At 72.7% G+C, this 22,148-nt stretch carries 18 protein-coding genes, 1 tRNA gene and 1 pseudogene; 13 read left to right on the top strand and 7 right to left on the bottom strand.

What is annotated here, in order from left to right:
- The first annotated feature begins 466 nt into the window (after nt 1-466).
- The gene (locus tag AB0435_RS06975) at nt 467-2,773 is read left to right on the top strand and encodes an NHL repeat-containing protein (RefSeq protein ID WP_366426388.1); all 2,307 of its coding nucleotides are present in this window, start codon (nt 467-469) and stop codon (nt 2,771-2,773) included.
- A gap of 58 nt (nt 2,774-2,831) precedes the next feature.
- On the opposite strand, the gene AB0435_RS06970 is transcribed toward AB0435_RS06975, so the two are convergent.
- Nucleotides 2,832-2,905: transfer RNA gene (locus AB0435_RS06970), tRNA-Pro, on the bottom strand.
- Nucleotides 2,906-3,053: 148 nt separating this feature from the next.
- On the opposite strand from AB0435_RS06970, the gene AB0435_RS06965 reads away from it, so the two are divergent.
- From AB0435_RS06965 to AB0435_RS06955, 3 genes are all read left to right on the top strand, one after another.
- Nucleotides 3,054-3,761: a transketolase gene (locus tag AB0435_RS06965; protein ID WP_366426387.1), complete on the top strand. Its 708-nt coding sequence runs from the start codon at nt 3,054-3,056 to the stop codon at nt 3,759-3,761.
- 34 nt (nt 3,762-3,795) lie between these two features.
- Complete coding sequence (locus AB0435_RS06960) at nt 3,796-4,701, top strand: transketolase (protein ID WP_366003830.1); 906 nt, start codon at nt 3,796-3,798, stop codon at nt 4,699-4,701.
- A 269-nt stretch (nt 4,702-4,970) separates the two neighbouring features.
- A complete protein-coding gene (locus AB0435_RS06955; RefSeq protein ID WP_366426386.1) occupies nt 4,971-8,198 on the top strand; it encodes an amidohydrolase family protein in 3,228 nt (1,075 codons plus the stop codon).
- Between the two features lie 48 nt (nt 8,199-8,246).
- Here AB0435_RS06955 and AB0435_RS06950 read toward each other — a convergent pair whose 3' ends face one another.
- The 4 genes from AB0435_RS06950 to AB0435_RS06935 all read right to left on the bottom strand — a co-directional run bounded on the left by AB0435_RS06950 (nt 8,247) and on the right by AB0435_RS06935 (nt 12,275).
- Nucleotides 8,247-9,113 carry a chitosanase gene (locus AB0435_RS06950; protein ID WP_366003832.1) on the bottom strand — a complete coding sequence of 289 codons (867 nt, stop codon included), beginning with the start codon at nt 9,111-9,113 and terminating at the stop codon, nt 8,247-8,249.
- 145 nt (nt 9,114-9,258) lie between these two features.
- Nucleotides 9,259-10,434, bottom strand: coding sequence for an MBL fold metallo-hydrolase (locus AB0435_RS06945; protein WP_366003833.1), 1,176 nt, complete (start codon nt 10,432-10,434; stop codon nt 9,259-9,261).
- 252 nt (nt 10,435-10,686) lie between these two features.
- A complete protein-coding gene (locus AB0435_RS06940) occupies nt 10,687-11,331 on the bottom strand; it encodes an alpha-ketoglutarate-dependent dioxygenase AlkB (RefSeq protein WP_366003834.1) in 645 nt (214 codons plus the stop codon).
- 146 nt (nt 11,332-11,477) lie between these two features.
- The gene (locus AB0435_RS06935) at nt 11,478-12,275 is read right to left on the bottom strand and encodes a tyrosine-protein phosphatase (protein ID WP_366003835.1); all 798 of its coding nucleotides are present in this window, start codon (nt 12,273-12,275) and stop codon (nt 11,478-11,480) included.
- 210 nt (nt 12,276-12,485) lie between these two features.
- On the opposite strand from AB0435_RS06935, the gene AB0435_RS06930 reads away from it, so the two are divergent.
- Nucleotides 12,486-13,277 (top strand): SGNH/GDSL hydrolase family protein, encoded by a 792-nt coding sequence (locus AB0435_RS06930; RefSeq protein WP_366003836.1) that lies wholly within the window; start codon nt 12,486-12,488, stop codon nt 13,275-13,277.
- Between the two features lie 13 nt (nt 13,278-13,290).
- Here AB0435_RS06930 and AB0435_RS06925 read toward each other — a convergent pair whose 3' ends face one another.
- Nucleotides 13,291-13,701, bottom strand: coding sequence for an ATP-binding protein (locus AB0435_RS06925; protein ID WP_366003837.1), 411 nt, complete (start codon nt 13,699-13,701; stop codon nt 13,291-13,293).
- Nucleotides 13,702-13,894: 193 nt separating this feature from the next.
- Here AB0435_RS06925 and AB0435_RS06920 point away from each other — a divergent pair, with 193 nt between their 5' ends.
- The 5 genes and pseudogenes from AB0435_RS06920 (at nt 13,895) to AB0435_RS06900 (ending at nt 18,351) form a co-directional block, all read left to right on the top strand.
- Nucleotides 13,895-14,764 (top strand): helix-turn-helix transcriptional regulator, encoded by an 870-nt coding sequence (locus tag AB0435_RS06920; RefSeq protein WP_366003838.1) that lies wholly within the window; start codon nt 13,895-13,897, stop codon nt 14,762-14,764.
- Between the two features lie 3 nt (nt 14,765-14,767).
- Entirely contained in the window at nt 14,768-15,025 is a 258-nt protein-coding gene (locus AB0435_RS06915) for a DUF397 domain-containing protein (protein ID WP_116214726.1), read from the top strand.
- Nucleotides 15,022-15,870: an SAM-dependent methyltransferase gene (locus AB0435_RS06910; protein WP_366003839.1), complete on the top strand. Its 849-nt coding sequence runs from the start codon at nt 15,022-15,024 to the stop codon at nt 15,868-15,870. Before AB0435_RS06915 ends, AB0435_RS06910 begins: the two co-directional genes overlap by 4 nt.
- Before the next feature lie 328 nt (nt 15,871-16,198).
- Nucleotides 16,199-17,486, top strand: a pseudogene (locus AB0435_RS06905) (DUF692 domain-containing protein).
- 4 nt (nt 17,487-17,490) lie between these two features.
- Nucleotides 17,491-18,351 (top strand): TIGR04222 domain-containing membrane protein, encoded by an 861-nt coding sequence (locus tag AB0435_RS06900; protein ID WP_366426385.1) that lies wholly within the window; start codon nt 17,491-17,493, stop codon nt 18,349-18,351.
- Between the two features lie 21 nt (nt 18,352-18,372).
- Here AB0435_RS06900 and AB0435_RS06895 read toward each other — a convergent pair whose 3' ends face one another.
- Entirely contained in the window at nt 18,373-18,921 is a 549-nt protein-coding gene (locus AB0435_RS06895; protein ID WP_366003843.1) for a carboxymuconolactone decarboxylase family protein, read from the bottom strand.
- 322 nt (nt 18,922-19,243) lie between these two features.
- Between AB0435_RS06895 and AB0435_RS06890 the strand changes: the two genes are divergently transcribed.
- The 3 genes from AB0435_RS06890 (at nt 19,244) to AB0435_RS06880 (ending at nt 22,138) form a co-directional block, all read left to right on the top strand.
- Nucleotides 19,244-19,906: a response regulator transcription factor gene (locus AB0435_RS06890; RefSeq protein ID WP_366426384.1), complete on the top strand. Its 663-nt coding sequence runs from the start codon at nt 19,244-19,246 to the stop codon at nt 19,904-19,906.
- Entirely contained in the window at nt 19,903-21,279 is a 1,377-nt protein-coding gene (locus AB0435_RS06885; RefSeq protein ID WP_366003845.1) for a HAMP domain-containing sensor histidine kinase, read from the top strand. The genes AB0435_RS06890 and AB0435_RS06885 overlap by 4 nt, the downstream gene beginning before the upstream one ends.
- Before the next feature lie 67 nt (nt 21,280-21,346).
- Nucleotides 21,347-22,138, top strand: coding sequence for a hypothetical protein (locus AB0435_RS06880; RefSeq protein WP_366003846.1), 792 nt, complete (start codon nt 21,347-21,349; stop codon nt 22,136-22,138).
- The last annotated feature ends 10 nt before the right edge of the window (nt 22,139-22,148 follow it).

Genomic DNA, 22,148 nt, shown 5'->3' with positions numbered 1-22,148 from the left:
TACGGGACGCGGTGCGAGGCCGGGGGCGGGTGCGCGGTCATGGGCGGGTGTCCCCTTCCCTGCGAGCCGGTGGCACACCTCTCGTGCCACGACGAAACCCAACGGCACCGCCGCGGCGGCGATGGCGCCGACCAGTCCGTCACGCGTTCCCGGAACCGGCTCCGCACCTACGCGGGCGGCGGCGAGACCGCCGGCCAGTGGCCAGGTGAATCCCGCGTACATACGAGGGCCTCACCTCCGGTGCGGATTTCCCCTGTCCCCCCGGAGGCGCGGCCCTCGTATGTACGCGGGAGGACGAAATCGCGGCCGCGACCGAAAGGGAATTGACGCGCGAGGGCGCGCTTTCCGTCCATGCCCTGCCCGATGCCACGCCAGGCACCCACGACGACGGCCGGGCGGCCATAGGCCGCCCGGCACCCGTACCACTGACCGGCCACATCCTCCGACCCGGACAGGAGTGCCCACCATGGCCACAGCAACAGCAGCCGGAACCGGCCCACAGCCCAGCGGCCTGCCCGACGGTGCCATCGCCACCGTGGCGGGCAACGGCATCGCCGGCTACGGCTCCGACGGCGGACCCGCGGCGCTGACCCGGCTCTACGAGCCCACCGGCCTCGCCCTGGACAAGAGCGGCAACCTCTACATCGCGGACCGGTACAACTACCGGATCCGCAAGGTCACGCCGAGTGGCATCATCACCACGGTCGCCGGCAACGGCAACGCCGGATACATCTCCGACGGCGGACCCGCCACCGCCACACCGCTCAACCAGCCGATCGGAGTGACGCTCGACGACGCGGGCAACATCTACTTCACCGACGGCGCCAACCACCGCGTGCGCAAGGTGGACACGAAAGGCATCATCACCACGGTCGCGGGCAACGGCAACGCCGGATACATCTCCGACGGCGGACCCGCCACCGCCACACCCCTCAACTGGCCCACAGGAGTGGCGGTGGACCGTTCCGGCAATCTGTACTTCTCGGATTACGGCAACCACCGTGTCCGCAAGGTGGACACGAAGGGCATCATCACCACCGTGGCGGGCAACGGCAACGCCGGATACATCTCCGACGGCGGACCCGCCACCGCCACCCCGCTCTACCTCCCCTACGGCATCACACTGGACGAGCCGGGGAACCTGTACATCGCCGACTGGGGCAACCACCGCGTCCGCAAAGTGGACACCAAGGGCATCATCACCACCGTCGCCGGCAACGGCACCGCCGGATACGTGTCCGACGGCGGACCCGCCATCGCCACCACGCTCTACTACCCCCGCGACGTGGCGATCGACAACGCCGGAAGCCTGTACATCGCCGACTCGGCCAACCAGCGCGTCCGCAAAGTGACCTCCGACAGCATCATCACCACGGTCGCGGGCAACGGCATCGCCGGGTACGTGGACGACGGCGGTCCGGCCGTGGCCACCAGGATCTACAACCCCTACGGCGTGGCCCTGGACGGCGCCGGAAACCTCTACATCGGTGACGCCAGCAACCAACGCGTGCGCGGTGTGACGCACGTGGCGCGGATGACGCCCCCGCCGCCGCCTGCCGCCGATCTGTACGGCGAGGTCGTCAACCCGTTCACCACGCCGCGCGGCCGCGAGTTCGACCTCGGCGCCCGGATCAAGAACCGGGGCCCGAACCCGGCCGACGGCCAGTACGTGACCGTGGTGCTCACCCTCGCGGACGGTCTCGTCGGCGGCCCGGGCACCACGGGCCAGCGGCTCAGCCGCACCTTCGCCGGGCAGCGGCTCATGCCCCACGACGGGTCCCTCGACGGGGTGTTCCGCGTCGCCGCCCCCACCACCACCCCGCCCGGCGTGTACACCTCCACGCTGGAGATCCAGTACGGCGGCGATCTGAACCTCAAGGACAACACCTACGAGCTGCCCGTCACCGTGGTCGTCCCCTCGCCCGAGAAGGACGAGACGGCACTGACGATCTATCAGGACACCGTCCCGGAGGTGGGCCCCGGCCGGTCGACGTCCTTCAACATGCGGTACCTCTCGCCCACCGGCCAACCGGTCAACCCCGGTGTGATCCCCCAGCGTTACACCGCGCCCACCGGATTCGTCTTCACCGGCCAGCCCAGCTACGCGTACTACCGGTCCATCAGCGGCGCCGTCTCCGGCAACCTCGACTACCGGATCGAGGACGGCGGCCGGACCCTGATCATCACCTCCAACCCGCACGTCAACACCACGGGCAGCGACACCGGTTCGCTGATCTACACCATCCCGGTGCAGGCACGGGCGGACGCCACACCCGGCCGGTACGACAACGGCTCCGCGAGCGTGGGCCGGCACGTCCCGGTACAGATCTCCGGGCAGGTCACCGGCTCCGCCCAGGACGAGACCGCGCTGCGCCCGGTCCAGGAGTCCGTACCGACGGCCGCGCCCGGTCAGAGCACCACGTTCAACCTGGAGATCCACTCGCTCGACAACCAGCCGGTCAACCCCGGCACCATCGAGCAGCGGTTCACCGCCCCGACCGGCTTCGCCTACACCGGTGCCGCCTCCTTCGGCTACTACCTCGCCAAGCCCCGCGTGACGGGCAACCTCGACACCCGGCTGGAGGACGACGGCAGGACACTGGTCGTGTCGTCCTCGCCCCACCTCAACACCGGCGCCACGGACCCCCTCTCGCTGATCTACACCATCGGCATCCGCGCCCTCCCCGACGCCAAGCCGGGATCGCGACCCGACGACGGCAAGGCCGTCATCGGCCGCCTCGCCCCGGTGCCGCTGAGTGCGGTCGTGGCCTGACATCGAAAAACACCCTCTGACCTGGGATTTCTCCCAGATCAGAGGGTGATTTCACATGTCGGGACGGCGGGATTTGAACCCACGACCCCTTGACCCCCAGTCAAGTGCGCTACCAAACTGCGCCACGTCCCGGTGCTTGTCCGGCTCGGGATTTTTTCCCTCGCCGACCGCGCACGAGAACAATACCGCACTTCAGGGGGCGGGCGCGCACGGGTTTGCGGGGGTCGGCCGGCGGTCGGGGATTGACCTCAAGTTTGGTCGAGGTTGCACGCTGATCAACATGACGACATCGGCCGGCACAACCCCTCTGTTCAGCTACGACGACCTCCCCCGGCTCATGACCCTGATGAGCGGCGACGAGAAGCACGGGCCCGCCGCGACCTCGACGCTCGACGCGCTCTGGGTGCTCTACGACCGCGTACTGCGGGTCTCTCCGGCGCTGCGGGAGGCGCCGGACCGGGACCGGTTCCTGTTGTCCAAGGGGCACGGGCCCATGGCGTACTACGCGGTGCTCGCCGCCAAGGGTTTCTTCCCCGAGGAGTGGCTGAGCGGGTTCGGGGGGTACCAGTCGCCGCTTGGGCACCACCCGGACCGGATGCTGGTGCCGGGCGTCGAGATCGGCAGCGGTTCGCTCGGGCACGGGCTGCCGCTGGCCGTGGGGACGGCGCTGGGGCTGCGGGCCCAGGGCAGGGGCGGGGCCCGGGTGTGGGTGCTGATCGGGGACGCCGAGCTCGACGAGGGCAGCAACCACGAGGCCCTCGCCTACGCCGGGGCCACCGGGCTCGACGCGCTCCACACCTTGATCATCGACAACACGTCGGCCACCCACGGGTGGCGCGGTGGCATCGCGTCCCGCTTCGAGGCGGCCGGGTGGTCCACCGCCACCGTCGACGGCCGTGATCACGACGCCCTCCACGCGGCCTTCACCGCGCCGCACCCCGGCAGGCCCCACGCCGTGGTCGCCCGCGTCGCCCCCAAGAACGCCTGAAGCCCAGAGCGCGAAGCCCAGGAAGGCACCCCCGATGGACACCATGCGCGAGCGTTTCACCTCCACCCTCTCCCAGCTGCTCGACACCGACCCGCGCCTCGCCCTCGTGCTCGCCGACATCGGCGTGGCCGGGTTCGCGGACGCCCGGCGCGCCCACCCCGACCGGGTGATCAACGTCGGCATCCGGGAGCAGCTGCTCATCGGCACGGGCGCCGGGCTGGCCCTGACCGGGCTGCGGCCGGTGCTGCACACCTTCGCCAGCTTCCTCGTGGAGCGGGCCTTCGAGCAGGTCAAGCTGGACTTCGAGCACCAGGGCGCCGGCGGGGTGCTGGTCAGCACGGGCGGCTCGTACGACTGGCCGGCCGGTGGCCGCACCCATATGGCGCCCGGGGACGTGGCGCTCCTCGACACCCTCGACGGCTGGACCGTGCACGTCCCCGGCCACCCGGACGAGGCCGAGGCCCTCCTGCGGCACGCGGTCGCCGCGGGGGACGACCAGGTGTACGTACGGCTCTCGGCGCACGCGAACACGACGGCCCGGCCGGTCTCCGGACCGGGGTTCCACACCGTGCGCGAGGGGCGCGGCGGGGTTGTCGTCGCGGTCGGGCCGATGCTGGACAACGTGCTGGCCGCGGTCGAGGGGCTGGACGTGACCGTGCTGTACGCGGCGACGGTACGGCCCTTCGACGACGCTTCCCTGCGGGCCGCGCTCGGCGGCCAGGCGAACGGGGCCGACGTCGTACTCGTCGAGCCCTACCTGGCCGGGACGTCCACGGCCGCCGTCAACGACGCCCTCCCCGATCTGCCGCACCGCGTGCTCGGCCTGGGCATCGGGCGGCAATCGCTGCGCCGCTACGGCTCGATCGACGAGCACCTGGCGGGGCAGAGCCTGGACCCCCGTTCGCTCCGGGACCGGATCGCGCCGTTCCTCAACCGGTGAGGCGCGTTCCGCAACCGGTGAGAGTCGGTCCTGAACCTGTGCGGGGAGCCCCCTGAACCAGCGGAGCCACAGACTCCTGGGCCGGTGCACCGGTGAGCGCGTAGCCCGCGTGTTCGCGGGCCGACAAACCAGCGAGCAGCCCGCACCCGTCCCCCGCACCTCACCGGTGGCACGGGAGACGCGTGCGCGGTGTTGACCTACGGCCCGTCCCCCGGCAACCATCGAGCCGTCCCGCGCATCACCGCAAATCCCCCGCCCCAGGAGGACAGTTGGACACCCCCGGCCCGGCCGGCGCACCCGCGCCCTCCCTCTCCGCGCTCTCCCGGCGCAGATTCCTGCAAGCCGCGGCCGGTACCGCCGCGGCGGCGGGCGTCGCCGCCACGCTCCCCGCCGACGCGGCCGCCGCGGCGGCCCCCCACGCGCCGCGCGCCGCCCTGTCCTTCACCGCCGCCACCAACGGCTCCGCGTCCCTGTCCCCGGCCGGTGACCGGCTGATCGCCGAGGTGCAGAACGTCCTGTGGTCCCTCCCCCGCGCGGGTGGCGACGCCGTGGCGATCACGCCCGCCGATCTCGAACCCACCCGCCCCGTCCACTCCCCCGACGGCAGGACGCTCGCCGTCTGCGCCTACCGCGGCGGCGGCTTCCACCTCTGGACGCTGCGGCCCGACGGCTCCGGGCTGCGGCAGCTCACGGACGGGCCGTGGGACGACCGCGGGCCCGCGTGGTCGCCGGACGGCACGCGGATCGCGTTCGCCTCCGAGCGTGGCGGCGACCCGGTGGCCGGGAGCCCGTACCGCGTGTGGGTGGTGGACGTGCGGACGCGCGCGCTCACCCGGATCAGCGGCCTGGCCGGGCAGGACGGGCCGTTGCAGGACGGCGCGTGGGAGGACTTCGACCCGGTGTGGTCGCCGGACGGCAAGCGGCTGTGGTTCGTCCGCGGGCGCGTCGCGGCGGGCGTGCTGGAGGCGCGTACGGTCGTGTCGGTGGCGTCCGACGGCCAGGGGCCGGTGCGTACCGAGCACACCGAGACGGCCGCCGCGCAAGTGATGACCCCGGCCGTCTCGCCGGGCGGCACACTGGCCTATCTGCGCACGACGGCGGCGCCCGCCGCGTCCTGCACGCTCGTGGTGGACGGTGCGGCCGTGGCGGTCGAGGGTGACGTGGAGCCCGTACCCCCGCGGTGGGTGTCGCGGGACGAGCTGCTCCTCACGGTGAGCGGCCAGTTCCGGATCATCCGGCCCGGACCGGCGGACAGCAAGGCCGCCGCGGCGGTCGCCACGATCCCCTTCACCGCGAAGCTGGCGCTGGACCGGCCCCGTTACAAACTCAAGCGGTACGACTTCGAGGTCGGCGGTGTGCACAAGGCGCGTGCCGTGCATCTGCCCGCGCTGTCGCCCGACGCCCGGCAGGTGGCGTTCGTGGCGCTCAACTCCCTGTGGATCGCGGACGTTTCCGGCGGGCGGCCGCGCAGGGTCACGAGCGCGGCGGCCACCCGCTATCTGCTCGCGCCGGCCTGGACCCGCGACGGGAAGTCGCTGGTCTACAGCGACGACCGCGACGGGCTGCTCGCCGTGCGCCGCCGCGACCTCGCCTCCGGCGAGGAGACCCTGCTGGCCGGCGGTGGCCGCGTCCTCCCCGCGCTCTCGCCGGACGGGACGCGGCTGGCGAGCCTGGACATGTCGGGCAATCTCGTGGTGCGCGATCTCGCCGCCGGCACGGACCGGGTGCTCGCGGCGCCGCTGGGCGCGGGCGGGCTGCCCGGCAGACCGAGTTGGTCGCCCGACGGCCGCTACGTCGCGCTGTGCGACCGCAATCGGCTCAACCAGCGGTTCCGCGAGGGCTACAACCTCATCCGGGTGCTCGACACCGCCGACGGCCGCGGCCGCCTCCACGCCATCGCCCCGCACGCCTCGCTCGCCGACCGCTACGACTCCGGCCCCGTCTGGTCGCCGGACGGCCGGCACATGGCCGTGATCCACGAGTCGGCGCTGTGGCTGCTGCCCGTGCGCGCCGACGGGACGCCCGACGACGAGCCGCGCCGGCTGACGGACGAGGCGGCCGACCATCCGTCGTGGTCCGCGGACTCACGGCACATCCTGTACCTGTCGTCGGGGCGGCTGCGGCTGCTGGACGTGGCGGGCGGGTCGGCCCGTACGGTCCCGGTCCCGCTCGACTACCGGCGGCCGACCCCCGCGGACACCGTCGTGCACGCCGGGAGGTTCTGGGACGGGACGGGCGAGGCGGTGCGCGAGGACGTCGACGTCGTGGTGCGCGACGGCCGGATCGCCGCCGTGGAGCCGCACCGGTCCCGGCGCCCCGCCCTGCGCGCGGTCGACGCGTCGGGGCACACGGTGCTCCCGGGGCTGTGGGACGCGCACACGCACCCGTGGCAGAGCACTTACGGCGGGCGGCAGACGGCGCTCCAGCTGGCGTACGGCATCACCACGGCGGTCTCGCTCGGCGGCTTCGCCTATGAACAGGCCCGGATCCGCGAGGCGGTGGCGTCGGGGGCACTGGCCGGGCCCCGTCTGCTGGCGACCGGCGAGCTGCTGGACGGGGCGCGGGTCGCGTACAGCATGGGCCGCGCGCACCGCACCCGCGACGGCTTGCGGAGGTCGCTGGACCGGGGAGCCGGGCTCGGCTGGGACTTCGTCAAGACGTATGTGCGCGCGCCCGGTTGGGTGATGGAGGAGGCCGCGCGGTACGCCCACGACCGGCTCGGGGTGCGGGCGGGCAGCCACCTCTGCTCTCCCGGGGTGCAGCTGGGCCAGGACCTGACGACCCATCTCCAGGCCACGCAGCGCCTGGAGTTCGGGCACGCGACGACGGCGACGGGCCGGGCGTACGAGGACCTGGTGGAGATCTACACCGGTACCGACTTCCACATGATCGCCACGATCTTCACCTCGGTGCCGCTGATCGGCGAGACCCCGGCGCTGGCGGAGGATCCCCGGGTGACGGAGCTGATGCCGCCGTGGGACGCGGCCGTCGTGCGCGCGACCGCGGCGGCCGCGCCGACGGCGGACCAGCTGACCACGCTGGAGCGGGAGATCGACGTCTACCGCCGGGTCCTGTCCGGCGGCGGGATCGTCGCCCTGGGCACGGACGCGCCTCTGGTGCCGATCGGGCTGTCCCTGCACCTGGGACTGCGGGCCCTGCACCGCTACGGGCTGTCGCCGGCGCAGGCGCTGCGGACGGCGACGGTCCTGCCCGCGCGGGTGTTCGGCGCGGAGCGGGAGCTGGGCACGCTGGAGGCCGGGAAGCTGGCCGATGTGACGATCGTGGACGGTGACCCGTTCACGGACTTCGACACGCTCGTGCGGACGGTGTCGGTGCTGCGCGGCGGGATCCCCTTCGAGCAGGCGGATCTCGTGGGGGCGTACGGCGGCGCGGGCGACCGGCAGGCGCACGCGGCGCGCTCGCACAGCGAATGGCTTGAGGTCGGGCGGCAGTTGCGGCGCGACTCCTGCTGCGACATGGAGCTGCCGCACTTCTGACGGCCCCGGCCCCGCGCGCCCTCCACGGGGCGCGCGGGGAGCCGTCGGCTATTCGTTGATCTGGTAGGAGTCGCCGTAGACCTTCCACTTCAGCGGCGGGCGGAGGTCGAAGTTGCCGTTGTCGAGGAAGACGCGCTGCTCGGTGTCGACCCGGCTGGTGTCGCTGTGCGCCTCCTCCTTCTTCATGACCTTCTTGCGCGCGTCGAAGAAGGCGTTGAGGTAGGCCTTCTCGTCACCGCCCTGGGCCGGGGTCTTCGCCTTGGACATGGCCGCCTTGCGGATGCCGCCGAAGCTGTCCTTGCTGTCGCCGGGGCCGTGCATGACGATCGCGTCGTAGTAGACGAACTGGCCCAGGGTGCGCAGGCCGTCGGCCTTCGCCTGCTTGACGGCGGGGTCGAAGTACATGCGGTCGCGGAGGACTTCCTGGGCGTCGCAGAACGCCTTGTCCTCGGCGGCCTTCTTCCAGGCGGCCTCGAAGGGCTTGCCGAGGCCGGCGTGCGAGTCGCTGCCGTTGGCCTTGCGGAGGGCGGGGAGGTACTTCGCGAGCGGGTTGTCCGGCTTCGTCTTGGTGTAGCCCTCGACGAGTTCGAGCATGTCGCCGGTGCCCGAGGTGAAGCCGATGATGCCGCCGGTGTAGCCGCGGCCGTCGTCGTAGGGCTCGATGTACGCGAACTGCGCCCGCCAGTTGAGCGTGGAGTTCTCCGCGCTGGCCACCAGTTGCATCGCGATGTCCTTGGCGTGCGGGTCCTCCAGGCCGGCCCCGGCCCGGTCGGCCTGTATCCGGACGGGGGCCGGTGCGGCGCCGGACACGGCGGCCGCTTGGCCGACGCCCGCGAGAGCGAGCGAGGCCGGGACGGCCACGGCCAGGCCGAGCAGGGCGATGCGACTGGTCCTCTTCGAGGTGCGTATGGGCATGCGGTGGCTCTCCGTCTCCCGGTCGTTGTCAGGAAGGTTTCCTAACCAATGACCGGCATTGAAGCGGGAGATCCACTTCCGTCACAAGAGGTGCGTTACACATCAGAGCGGGAACGCGCCACTTCCGCACCAGGAGTCAACCGCCCTACGGCGCCCCCACGGTGGCCTCCGCACCGTCCGCCCGCTCCCGCACCGGCACGGGCCGGACCGCGGCCGGGTGGAGCGCGATCGGCCGCCACCACGGGTCGGACGGCAGCGCGCCCGCGGGCTCGAAGGGCTGCCCGGGCCGCGGCGTGGCGACCCGCGCGCCATGCAGCTGAGCTGCGGTGACCGAACCCTCGACGGGCTCTTCCCACGAGTGCGGCGCGAGGTTGAAGGTGCCCCAGTGGATGGGCAGCATGACACCCCGCGCGGCCTCGCCCTGGAGGTCGAGATGGGCCCGCATGCCCTCTTCAGGCGTCATATGAATGTCTGGCCAAAACTCGCTATAGGCACCGATCTGCACCATCGTCGCGTCGAACGGCCCGTACTGGGCGCCGATGTCCGTGAAGCCCGGGAAGTAACCGGTGTCCCCGCTGTGGAAGACACGGTGCTCGGGACCGGCCACCACCCACGAAGCCCACAGGGTGTGCTGGGTGTTGCGCAGCGCCCGGCCGCAGAAGTGCCGTGCGGGGGTGGCGGTGAGGGTGAGGCCGCCCACCACGGTCGACTCGTGCCAGTCCAGCTCGGTCACCCGGTCGGGCCTGACGCCCCAGTGCTCCAAGTGGGCGCCGACGCCCAGCGGTACGGCGAAGCGGACGCCCGTACGGGCCAGGGCCCTGACCGTCGCCATGTCCAAGTGGTCGTAGTGGTCATGGGAGATGACCACCACGTCCAGCCGCCCGATCTCGGCCAGCGGCACCGGCACCGGGTGCAGCCGCCTGGGCCCGGCGAACGCGAACGGCGAACAGCGCTCCGACCACACGGGGTCGAACAGCACCCGGTGGCCGTCGATCTCGGCGAGCACGCTGGAGTGCCCCAGCCAGGTCAGCCGCAGCCCGGAGGCGGCGGGAACGGCCAGGTCGGCGATGGTCGTGGGGTGGACGGGCACCGTGCCGGCGGGTGTGCGGCGGGCCCGCTCCTCCTTGCGGAAGTAGGTCGGCAGGAACTTCAGCAGGGAGCCCGAGGGGGTGCGGTCGGCGGCCACGGGGTTGGTGAACACCCCGTCGGCGAAGTTCGGAGACCGCCGGATGCGCTCCATCCGCTCCCCGGAAGGATCCGCCCCGAACGCGGCCGGGCGCAGAGCGTCGAGCGGTGAGCTTTTCGGGCGGAAGCCGGTCACGGCACCTCCAGGGAGAAGCGGGCAGATCACGTCATTATCCGCCCGGGACGGCCGGCGGCCGGTGACCCCCTCCCGACGCCCGGGCCGCGCCCGCGCGAACTCCGCGTGCCGCCGCCCGGGCCCACCCCCGATTGGGGCCCGGACGGCGACAGCGGAAGCCGCCCCCGGTGCCCCACTGTGCAGGGTCGAGGCCCCGGCCGCACGCGATTTTTTCATGAACATGCCCAGTGCACATGCCCCGTGCGGCGCGGCTCAGAGCCCGCTCACCCGGAGGGTGATGTTCAGCCGCCCCGACAGCCCGAGCGCGGGCGGCGCGGTGTCCGGCAGGGTGCGGGGCACACCGTGGAAGGCCCGGCGCGCCGGACCGCCGAAGACGAAGAGGTCACCGCTGCGCAGCTCGACGTCCGTCCAGGGCCGGTCACGGCCGCTCGCGCCGCCGAACCGGAAGACGCAGGCGTCCCCGAGACTGAGCGAGACCACCGGCGCGTCGGCCTTCTCGTCGCGGTCCTGGTGCATGCCCATCTTCGCGCCGGGGCCATAGAAGTTCACGAGGGCGATGTCGTACGGGGGCACGTCGGCCGCCGCCGTGCCGTAGGCGTCGGCGACGGCCGCCCGCGCGAGCTCGCCCAGCCAGGGCGGGAACGGCTTCACGGGCGCGCCGTCGACGACGGCGCGGGCGTAGCCGTAGGGGAACCAGTGCCAGCCGAGGCAGACCGTCCGTACGGACATCTCCCCGCCGCCCGGCATCCGCACGGTCCGCAGCCCGGCGGGCGGCCTGGCCCACTCCCGGCAGGCGGCGAGCGTGCGCGCCTGCGCGGCGGGGGTCAGCCAGCCGGGCAGGTGGACGGCGCCCGGGGCGATCTCGGCCCGGGGGCGGGGGAAGAGCGCGTCGTCCATACCGCCAGCGTAGGTCGGCGCCCGCGCGGGCCTACGGCCTGCCCGGCGGATCTTGTGGTCGAGTGCGGGTGGTGTCGTCCGCGCACTACCGCTGCGCGGCGGTGTCGTCCAGCGCCGGACGCCCCGCAGCGATCCGCCGGACAGGCCTAATGCGTGAGCAGCCGCCCCCGCAGCCGCTCCCGCGTCGGCCCGGTGATCCCGAGGCCCTCGGCGAGATAGCGGTCGGCCGTGCCCCACGTCTCCTCGATCGCCGCGAACGCCGCGGCGAGGTACTCCGCGCGCGCCTCGAACATCGGCGAGAGCAGCGCCGTGATCTCCGGCGGCTCCGCCGGTCGCGGCTGCCGCATCCGGTAGCGCCGGTGGGGCGCGTTCGACTCCAGGTAGTCCGCCTCGATGACGTCGCGCGGCACCCCGAGCGCGAGCAGGGTGATCGCGATGGCCAGCCCCGCCCGGTCCTTCCCGGCGGCGCAGTGCATCAGGACGGGCACGGCGTCCTCGGCGACCATGCGCAGGACGCGGCCGTGCTCGGCGGTGCGGGTGGTGATGATCTCGCGGTAGCTCGTACACATCCGGTCCACGCCCCTCGTGCCGTCCATCACCTCCCGCACCCGTTCCAGGTCCCCGGCGCGGACGAGTTTCCAGAACTCGACGCCGTACGCGGGGTCGCTGAGGGGGATGTTGACGTTCCGTACGCCGAGCAACTCGGCGTCGGGGCCGTCGAGCTCGATGTCGGCGGCGTTGCGGAAGTCGAAGACCGTGTGCAGGCCCAGCGTGCCGAGGAAGCTCCGGTCCTCCTCGGTCGCGTGGGCGAGATGGCCGCTGCGGAAGAGGACGCCGGGCCGTACGCGCCGCCCGTCGGCGGCCGGAAGGCCGCCCAGATCGCGGAAGTTGCGGACCCCCGCCGGCTCGGGCTGGGTGGACGGGACATGCGGCGTCTGCGTCACGGGCGCTCCCGGGTTCGGCCGTCGACGCTGTTCGTCGACGAGGCGACTGACCGACTTTACGACAACCGCCGTACGGGCCATCAGCTGTCGCGGGCACCCGCGCCGACGTATTCCGCTTGAGCCGATTTTGCCGGGGTGGGATACATCACTGCACGTCAACCCCTGGTTACGGTGGCGTAAGTCACTCCGGAAGGTGAAAGATGTGCTGACGTGGCAGACGATTCGCAAGCATTCAGCAAGAGCACGATCGGGTCGTACGCAGCCGTCGGGGACAGCTTCACCGAGGGCGTCGGGGATCCGGGGCCGGACGACGCCTTCATCGGCTGGGCCGACCGGCTGGCGGTACTCCTCTCCGACCAGCGCGCCGAACACGACTTCCGGTACGCCAACCTCGCCGTCCGCGGCCGCCTCCTCGACCAGATCGTGGAGGAGCAGGTGCCCCGGGCGAAGGAGCTCAGCCCGGAGCTCGTGACGTTCTGCGCCGGGGGCAACGACATCCTGCGGCCGGGCAGCGACCCCGACGACGTGGCCGCGCGCTACGAGGCGGCCGTCGCGGACCTCGCCGGTTCGGTCGGCACGGTGTTGCTGTGCACCGGCTTCGACACCCGCGGCATCCCGGTCCTGCGCCACCTGCGGGGCAAGATCGCGACCTACACCGCCCACGTCCGCGCCATCGCCGACCGGCACGACTGCCCGGTCCTCGACCTGTGGTCGCTGCGCTCGGTGCAGGACCGGCGGGCCTGGAGCGACGACCGCCTCCACCTGTCGCCGGACGGACACACGCGCGTCGCGCTGCGCGCCGCCCAGGTGCTGGGCCTCGAGGTGCCCGCCGACCCGGACCAGGCGTGGCCCGACGAAGGGCAGCGCTCCCCCGCCGAGGTGCGCCGGGACAACATCCACTGGGCGCGCGAGCACCTGGTGCCGTGGATCGGCCGCCGGCTGCGCGGCGAGTCCTCGGGGGACCATGTGGAGCCCAAGCGGCCCGACCTCCTGCCGCTGTAGTCGACCCGGCGGGTCAGTGGGGGAGCCGCCGGTGCGGCAGGTCGGCCCAGACGACACGGCCACGGCCACTGTCGTCGGGCCGGACCCCCCACGCCTTCGACAGCACACCGACCAGCAGCAGCCCGCGCCCGCTCTCCTCGTCCGCGCCGCTGCACCGCGCCCGCGGCTCCGTCGAGGCGTGCCCCTGGTCGGTGACCTCTATCCGTACGTGCGCGCCGCTCAGGCGCAGTTGACAGCTGACCTTCTCGCTGTCCGTGTGCCGGACGGCGTTGGTGACGAGTTCCGACACCACCAATTGGGCGTCGTCGCACGCCACTTCGTCGATCCCCCACTCCCGCAGCTGCGCGGCGACTCGTCTGCGCGCCTCCGCCACCGAGGTGTTGAGAGCCGGGAAGTGAAAGGCGTCCTGAAGACGCGCGGCCATGGAACTGCCGTAGCGTCCGAGCGAAGGTGCGTCATGGGAGGGGACCACTCCGCAACTATGTGCGATGCCGGTCATGTGTGGCAAGGTTCAATCTGTAATTTGCAGAATCGTCAGGGCAGTCTGTGTGCTCCGGGGGGCGCATGGCACACTGCGGGCATATGACAGCAGCTGACGGCACGGAGGGGGAACAACAGTGGCGGACGCGCGGCCGACAGGCGCCCCGACCGTCCTTCGGGTCGTACTCGGCAAACGACTTCAGGACCTCCGGGAGAAGGCCGGGCTGTCCTATGAGGACGCGGGCCGCGCCCTCGATGTGACCCATGCCACGATCCGCAGAATGGAGAAGGCCGAAGTCGGCCTGAAGCTCCCCTATGTGGAGAAGTTGCTGTGTGTCTACGGCGTCGCCGAGCCGGAAGAGGTCGAGAGCTTCCTCTCCCTCGCCCGCGAGGCCAACCGCCCCGGCTGGTGGCACCGATTCCGCGACGTCCTCCCCGAATGGTTCAGCGCCTTCGTGAGCCTCGAAGGAGAGGCCAACCTCATTCGCGCGTACGAACCGCACTACGTCCCCGGGCTGTTGCAGACCGAGGAATACGCGCGCGCCGTGCTCCGCGCCGGAATGCCGCACGCGCCCGCCGCCGACATCGACCGGGCGGTCACCGTCCGCAGGCAGCGCCAGTCGCTGCTCACCCAGGACGGCGCGCCGCTGCTCTGGGTGGTGATGGACGAGACCGTGCTGCGCAGGCCCATCGGCGGCGGGTCGGACATCATGCGCGCGCAGATCGCCCGGCTCATGGACGCGACCGAACTGCCGAACGTCCGGCTCCAGATCATGCCGTTCGCCGCCGGGCCACACCCGGCGATGTACGGACCGTTCCATATCTTCCGGTTCCCGCTCGCCGAACTGCCGGACATCGCCTACGCGGAAAACCTGGTCGGGGCCTCCTACTTCGACCAGCGCGACGATGTCTCGGCCTTTCTGGAAGCGCTGGACCGCATGTGCGCGCAGGCCGCGCCGGCACACACCACCAAGGCCGTCCTCGGTGGCATTCGTAAGGAGATCTGAACCATGGATCGCATATACAACGGCATGCCTGCCACCGACCTCGGCACCGAGGGGTGGAGCAAGCCGTGGAGCGGCGGCAACGGGGGAAGTTGCGTCGAGGCCATGCGGCTGGGGGACGGCCGGGTCGCCCTGCGCCAGTCCACCGATCCGGAAGGCCCGGCCCTGATCTATACGCACCACGAAATCGAAAGCTTCATCAGAGGAGCGAAGGCCGGCCAGGCCGACTTCCTCCTCGCGGGAACGAGTGTGAGCTGCGAATGAATGAGCACGGTGTGAGCGAGCGGGGTTTCTCGGCCGAGGAAATAGACACCAGCAGGCCGCATCCCGCGCGCATGTACGACTACTACCTCGGTGGCTGGGACAACTACGAGGTCGACCGGCAGGCCGCGGAACACGTCATCCAGGTGCACCCGCAGGTGCGGCTCTCCGCCCGCGCCAACCGCGCCTTTCTCCGCCGCGCCGTGCGGGACTGCGTGCGCGACGGAATCCGCCAGATCATCGACATCGGCACCGGAATTCCCACCTCGCCGAACACCCACGAGGTGGCCCGCGAGACCGCCGCGGACGTCCGGGTCGCGTACATCGACAACGACCCGATCGTGGCGACCCACGCCGGCGCGAAGCTCACCGGCGCCGGGCAGGCCGCGTTCGTCCTCGGTGACGTGCGCGAGCCGGAGGCCGTCCTCGCCCACCCGGTCGTGCGCGAACTCATCGACTTCACCGAGCCGGTGGCCCTGCTGCTGGTGGCCGTCCTGCACTTCGTGAAGGACGAGGAGGACCCGGCCGGCCTCGTCGCCACGCTCGGCGCCGCGCTCCCCTCCGGCAGCCGCCTGGTGCTCTCCCACGCGACCGCCGAGCCGTACGAGGGCTACGCGGGCGGCTATACGGACGTCAAGGCGCGGGACAGCGTGCTCGGCACGTACAAGAACGCGACCGCGGCCCTGAACCTGCGGGACCGTACGGCGATCGAGCCGCTCTTCGGCGACTTCGCGCTCCAGGACCCGGGCCTGGTGCGGGTGCCGCTGTGGCGCCCGGACGGCCCGGTGCCGAGCGCGGAGGAGCTCAACAGCACGATCTTCTACGGCGGGGTGGGGCAGAAGCCTTAGCCTGTCGGCGGGGCGTCGACAGCTCCGGGCCGTCTGTGGCGGAACGCCCTTCGGGCGTGTCCTCAAACGCCGGACAGGCTGTTGTGCGGACCGTGGCCCGTAAAACCTGCGGCCCGCAGACCAAGGGCCACGGTTCGCGAGATTCAGCCAGTTGGGGGCACCCCCAGCGGTAGCTGGGGGAGATTGAGGACACCGCCGCAGGCGCCGACGGGCCCGCAGCTGGAAAGCGGGGGCGGGCCGGGGGAAATTCCCGGTTGAGCCGCCCGAGCGCGGGGCATCAGCCCTTTACGCGGCCATTTCGGGCGCGCGGGGACACGGGGGTGGGCCCATGCGCAATCTCGGCACGGGCATCGGCTGGCGGCCCGAGCTCGCCGACACCCTCGCCCGGCTCCCGCCTCCCGACTGGGTGGAGGCCGTCGCGGAGAACATCGACCCCGCCCACCTCCCCCGCCCCGTAAGGCAGTTGTGTGCCCGTGGCGTCCCCGTCGTCCCGCACGGCGTCACCCTGGGGCTCGGTGACGCGGACCGCCCCGACCTCGCGCGGCTGGCCGCCCTCGCCGAGCGCGCCGAAGCGCTCGGCGCGCCGCTCGTCACCGAGCACCTCGCGACCGTGCGCGCGGGAGGCCCGCGGACCGGCACGCCCCGCATGGAGGCCGGGCACCTGCTGCCCGTGCCCCGCACGCGCGACGCGCTCGACGTCATCTGCGCGAACATCCGCCTGGCCCGGCAGTTCCTGCCCGTGCCCCTCGCCCTGGAGAACGTCGCCGCCTGCCTGCGCTGGCCCGGCGAGGAGTTCACGGAGGGTCAGTTCCTCGCCGAGGTGGTCGAGCGCACCGGGGTCGGGCTGGTCGTCGACGTGGCCAACCTCCACACCAACCACGTCAATCTGGGCCAGGACCCCGCCGAGACGCTGGACGCCCTCCCCCTGGAGGCCGTCGCCTACGTCCATGTCGCCGGGGGCGTGAAGGCCGACGGCATCTGGTACGACACGCACGCCCACCCCGTACCCCCGCCGGTGCTGGGCCTGCTCGCCGAGCTGTACGCCCGCGCCGAGCCACCCGGCGTCCTGCTGGAGCGCGACGACCGCTTCCCGGGCCCGGACGAGCTCACTGCGGAACTCGCGGCCGTACGCGCCGTGGTGACCCCGGGCCCCGGCCGTGTCTGACTCCGGCCTGGAGCAGGCCCGCACCCGCCTCGCCCGGGACCAGGCCGCCCTGCTGGCCGCGCTCGTCGCGGGCGGCCCGCCGCCGCGGGGCTTCGACCGGGCACAACTCGACGTGCAGCGCCGGATACTGCTCGCCAAGCGGGCGGACACCGTAGCCAGGGCCGCGCCCGGCCTCCCCGCCGCCCCGGGCGAGGAGTTCCGCGGCCTCTTCCTCGCCTACGCCCGCACCCGGCCCCTCACCGGCGGATACCACCGCGACGCCGCGGCCTTCGCCGACCACCTCCTGGCCGCCGGCCTCCCCCGCGCCCCCGGGCCCCGCCGTCGCCTGGCCGACTGGCGCGCGGCGCCGCGGCCGCCGCGGAGCCGGCTCGCCGCGGCCGTACGGGCCCTCCGGCCGCGTGCCGCACCCCGTCCCGTCCGCCCGACACCGCGTTCCGCGAAAGGCACGTGACAGCATGATCACCGCATGGGCAATCGCACTCGCCGTCGCGGCGGCCACCGTCGCCCTCCCCTCGGCCCTGCTGGTCCGGTCGCGCCGCCGGGCGATCGCGCCGACGCGCACCGGGAGCGGCACACCGGGCCTGCTGGAGGTGGCGTGCCTGACGGGCGGTCCGCTGCGGGTCGCGGAGACGGTGATCACCGTGATGGACGACGACGGGCGGATCACGGCGACCACCGACGGCCTGATCAAGGTGCTCAGCCCCGTCACGTACGACCCGGTCGAGCGCGCCCTGCTCAAGTGCTGCGGTGACCGCTGGTTCTGCACCATGCGCGGCGCGCGGATGGCGCTGCTGCGCGCACCGGCCGTACGCGACATCCAGTCGGCGCTGGTGAGCGGGGGCCTGCTCGCGCCCCCCGGACCGGACGCGGCCGGCCGCCGGGCCGAGCGGCTGCACACGGCGGGCCTGACCGCGGCCGCCCTCATGGCGTCGGCGCTGCTCCTCGCCACGCGCACGTACCCCGTGCCGTGCGCCCTCCTCGCGTGCGTGGCCTGCGGAGTCGCGCTGCGCCTGGCGGTCCGCGTCCGGTGGTCGAGGGCGACCCCGGCGGGCCGCCGGGCGGCGCGGGCCGAACACCCCTGCGGGGCCCCGGGCAAGGTCGCCCTCGAAGGCCCCTCGGCCCTCCCGGACAGCGTCCTGCGCGACCAGTTGCTCCGGGCGGCGAAGCCCGAGCGGGCGAGCGAGTCCTCCGGAAACGGTGGTGGAGGCTCCACGAACGGCTACGGGGCGATGTGCGCCTTCCCGACGTGCTCGTCCCACGGCCCCGCCTGCGGTTCGCACTCGGGGTACGGCGGGGGATGCGGCGGCGGCTTCTGAGCCCGGAACCCGCGCCCGCCCTCAAGGCCGGATCTCACACGTCTCCTTGAAGCCCTGACTGGTCAGGCCGAGCGCGGCGTTGGTGCGTGAGCGGAGGTTCTCCACCGCGACCATCGCGGTCAGCTCGACCAGCTCGGCGTCGTCGAGGTGCTTCCGCAGCCTCTCCACCAGTTCGTCCGTGACGGTGGGCGGGGTGGCGGACATCGCCTCGGCGTACTCCATGACGTCCCGCTCCAGCGGGGTGTAGGCCTCGCTCTCGCGCCAGCGGGGCACGTCGCGCAGCTTCTCGGGCGCCATGCCGTGCCGGTGGTGTTCCCAGTAGCCGAAGTCCATGCACCACGAGCAGCCGATGGACGCGGCCGAAGCCATCACCGCCAGCGCCTTGAGCTGCGGGTCGAGCCTCTTCCACCGGGCCACCGCCAACTCGAACCCGCTGGTGGCGAGCACGACCCGCGCGTTGTGCGCGGTGGCCGTCACCGGGTCGAGGACCTTGCCGTAGCTGCGCTTGCAGTACCACCGGATCAGGCGGACGAGGGTGGTGCGCTCGGGTTCGAGGGATACGCGGGGCATGCGGGCCTCCATGGGTGCGGTCGCTTCTGCCCGTACGACGGACGGGCCCCGTGGATCCGTGACATGCCCTGCGAAGGTTTCTCAGCGGTTCGCCACCGCCTGTCCGACCAGCGTCCGGCCGAGTCTGCTTCTCCGGACGAACCGCCGTATCCTGTGCCGGACCGGCCGACGGCCCCCGGCCGTCCGCCGAGCACCGCCCGTACGTGCGGTGCACGCGAGACCACCACCGCCCCGCACCCTGTCACGGCGTGCGGCCGCACTGCTGCTCCCCATGCTCATCGGCGGGCAAGCGGGCAGATCCGTGAAGATCCGTCGGAGGACCATGCGCCACAAGATCCTTGTCGTCGAGGACGATCACGCCCTGCGTGACGTGCTGCGCCGCGGCCTGTCCGACGAGGACTTCGAGCCCGTGCTCGCCCCCGACGGCGCCACCGCCCTGCGACTGACCACCGCCGGCATCGCCGCGGTCGTCCTGGACGTCGGGCTGCCCGACGCGGACGGCAGGGACGTCTGCCAGGCCATGCGCGCCAACGGGTTCGCCGCCCCGATCATCTTCCTCACGGCCCGCCATCACCTCACCGACCGGCTGTCCGGATTCTCCGCCGGGGCCGACGACTATCTGCCCAAGCCGTTCCACCTCGCCGAACTCGTCGCCCGGCTGCGGGCCGCCCTCAAACGCGCCGGGACACCGGCCGTGGCCACGGCCGGAGATCTGGTCCTGGACGCGACACAGCACAGTGCGAGGGTCGGCGAAGTCCACATCGGTCTGTCCCCGACGGAGTTCCGTCTCCTGGCCACGCTCGTGGCCGCGGGCGGCGGCATCGTGCGCCGCCGCGACCTGGTCAGGGGCGCCTGGCCGGACGGCGCACAGGTCAGCGACAACACTCTGGACCAGTACCTGAGCCGGCTGCGCCGCAAACTGCGCGAGGGCGGCAGCGACCTGAGCCTCACGACGGCGCGCGGGGTCGGACACCGGCTGTCATGAACCGTGTCCTGCGGCGGCCGGCCCCCCGCACCCTGCGCGGCCGGCTCTCCCTCGTGGCGCTGACCACCGCCGCGCTCCTGATGACCGTCCTGACCGTGGCGTTCAACACCGTGATGGATCGGCACCTGCAGCACCAAGCGGACGACGAACTGAGCAACCGCGCGGCCGCCGTCGCCACGACCATCGACACCAGCGGTCCCCAGGCGCGGGTGCTGGAAACCGTCAACGACCGCCTCCTCGACGCGAACGTGTGGATCTACGCCGGGACACGGCTGGTGGAGAAGCCGCCCTCCACCGCGCCCGACGGCACCCTGACCCGGGCCGCCGACCGGCTCGCCGCGCCGGGGAAGGAGGTCTGCACGACCGTCGAGGGCGAAAACCCCCGCTCCGTCCGCCTTTGCTCGCGGCCCGTGCCAGGCCACCGCAGCGCCGCCACTGTCGTCACGGCGCTGGATCTCGCCCCGTACCGCAACTCGGCGGACACCCTGCTGCTGGGTTCGCTGATCCTGGACGCCGTCATGCTCGCGTGCACCTACGCGCTGACCCGCCTGGCCGTCGGGCGGGCGCTGCGCCCCGTGCGGACCATGACCGACCAGGCCGCCCAGTGGAGCGCCGTCGGCTCCGACGAACGCTTCGGCGCGGAGCACCATCCGGCCGAACTCGCCCGCCTGGGCGCCTCGTTGGACGCGCTGCTGAACCGGATCCGCACCGTGCTGCGCCACGAGCAGCAGCTGACCGGCGAGCTGTCCCACGAACTGCGCACCCCGCTCACCCGGATCATCGTCGAGCTGGACTGGTGGCGGGCCCGGCCCCGCTCCGCCGCCGAGACCCGTGCCACCCACGAGGTGATCGCCGAGGCGGCCCGGTCCATGCACACCATCTGCGACACGCTGCTGAACGATGCCCGCGAGGGCGCGCGGAACGCCACCACGGCCCCCGGTGCCGCTGCCGTCGCACCCGTCCTGCACCGGCTCGTCGGGAACCTCGACGCGCGGAAACGGGTGACAACCGTCGTCGACGTGACGGATCCGGAGCTGGAGGCCGGCGTCGCGCCCGCTCTCCTCGAACGCATCGTCGGCCCGCTGCTGACCAACGCGGTCCGGTACGCCCGTTCCACGGTGACCGTGTCCGCGCGGCAGCTGCCCGGCGGCGTACGCATCGACGTCACCGACGACGGCCCCGGCGTGCCGGAGGCGTTCGTCGACGACCTCTTCCAGCCCGGCCGCCGGGCCGACCCCGACGACGGGCACGACGGCGCGGGCCTCGGGCTGCCGCTCGCGCGGCGCTTGGCCCGCGCCGCCGGCGGCGAGGTGTCCCACGACCCCGGGCGGACGCCCGGAGCACGCTTCCTGGTCAGCCTGCCCGCGGGGTGACCGGCTGCCGACGAGCGCCCCACGCTGTTCAGGTTGTATTCAGGCTCGGAGTGCAAGGGTGCGGATCATGACCGCAGCGCACCTCCTCGACGACCGCCCCCTCGTCCCTGTACGCCGGATGGCGAACAAGGTGCCGGAGGTGACCGTCTACTTCTGGATCATCAAGGTACTGACCACCGGCATGGGCGAGACGGCGTCGGACCTCCTGGCCCGGCTGCTCGGCCCCATACCGGCGGTCGCGCTCGGCGGCCTGGCCCTGGTGACCTCCCTGGCGGTGCAGTTCACTCTTCGCCGATACGTCGCCTGGGCCTACTGGACCGCCGTCGTCATGGTCAGCGTGTTCGGCACCATGGCCGCCGACGTCCTGCATGTCGGCCTCGGCGTGCCGTACGCCGCGTCGGCCCCGGCCTTCCTCGCCGTACTGGCCGCGGTCTTCGTCCTCTGGTACGCGAGTGAGCGGACGCTGTCCATCCACAGCGTCCGCACCCGCCGCCGTGAAGCGTTCTACTGGGCGGCCGTTCTCGCCACCTTCGCCCTCGGCACCGCCGCGGGCGACCTCACCGCCACCGCCGGCTTCGGCTATCTCGGGTCGGTCGCCCTCTTCGCGGTCGCCATCTGCATGCCCGCTCTGACACATCGCTTCGGCGCCCTGAACGCGGTGACCGCCTTCTGGACGGCGTACGTCATCACCCGGCCCCTCGGCGCCTCCCTCGCCGACTGGATGGCGCTCGACCGCACCCGCGGCGGCCTCGGCCTGGGGCTGGCGCCGGTCACGCTCGCGTGGACGGTCGCGATCGTCGGATTCGTCGGCTACATCGCCGTGTCACGGCGCGACACGCGCGCCCACGCCGCCGGCTGAGCGGCAGGAC

Source organism: Streptomyces sp. NPDC051173 (assembly GCF_040689515.1).
Lineage (GTDB): Bacteria > Actinomycetota > Actinomycetes > Streptomycetales > Streptomycetaceae > Streptomyces.
This window is presented reverse-complemented; position numbering and strand designations above follow the sequence as displayed.

Coding starts and splice junctions, on each gene's coding strand:
- AB0435_RS06975 (WP_366426388.1), top strand. CDS start 467: ATGGCCACAGCAACAGCAGCCGGAACCGGCCCACAGCCCAGCGGCCTG.
- AB0435_RS06965 (WP_366426387.1), top strand. CDS start 3,054: ATGACGACATCGGCCGGCACAACCCCTCTGTTCAGCTACGACGACCTC.
- AB0435_RS06960 (WP_366003830.1), top strand. CDS start 3,796: ATGGACACCATGCGCGAGCGTTTCACCTCCACCCTCTCCCAGCTGCTC.
- AB0435_RS06950 (WP_366003832.1), bottom strand. CDS start 9,113: ATGCCCATACGCACCTCGAAGAGGACCAGTCGCATCGCCCTGCTCGGC.
- AB0435_RS06940 (WP_366003834.1), bottom strand. CDS start 11,331: ATGGACGACGCGCTCTTCCCCCGCCCCCGGGCCGAGATCGCCCCGGGC.
- AB0435_RS06925 (WP_366003837.1), bottom strand. CDS start 13,701: ATGGCCGCGCGTCTTCAGGACGCCTTTCACTTCCCGGCTCTCAACACC.
- AB0435_RS06915 (WP_116214726.1), top strand. CDS start 14,768: ATGGATCGCATATACAACGGCATGCCTGCCACCGACCTCGGCACCGAG.
- AB0435_RS06910 (WP_366003839.1), top strand. CDS start 15,022: ATGAATGAGCACGGTGTGAGCGAGCGGGGTTTCTCGGCCGAGGAAATA.
- AB0435_RS06900 (WP_366426385.1), top strand. CDS start 17,491: ATGATCACCGCATGGGCAATCGCACTCGCCGTCGCGGCGGCCACCGTC.
- AB0435_RS06895 (WP_366003843.1), bottom strand. CDS start 18,921: ATGCCCCGCGTATCCCTCGAACCCGAGCGCACCACCCTCGTCCGCCTG.
- AB0435_RS06890 (WP_366426384.1), top strand. CDS start 19,244: ATGCGCCACAAGATCCTTGTCGTCGAGGACGATCACGCCCTGCGTGAC.
- AB0435_RS06885 (WP_366003845.1), top strand. CDS start 19,903: ATGAACCGTGTCCTGCGGCGGCCGGCCCCCCGCACCCTGCGCGGCCGG.
- AB0435_RS06880 (WP_366003846.1), top strand. CDS start 21,347: ATGACCGCAGCGCACCTCCTCGACGACCGCCCCCTCGTCCCTGTACGC.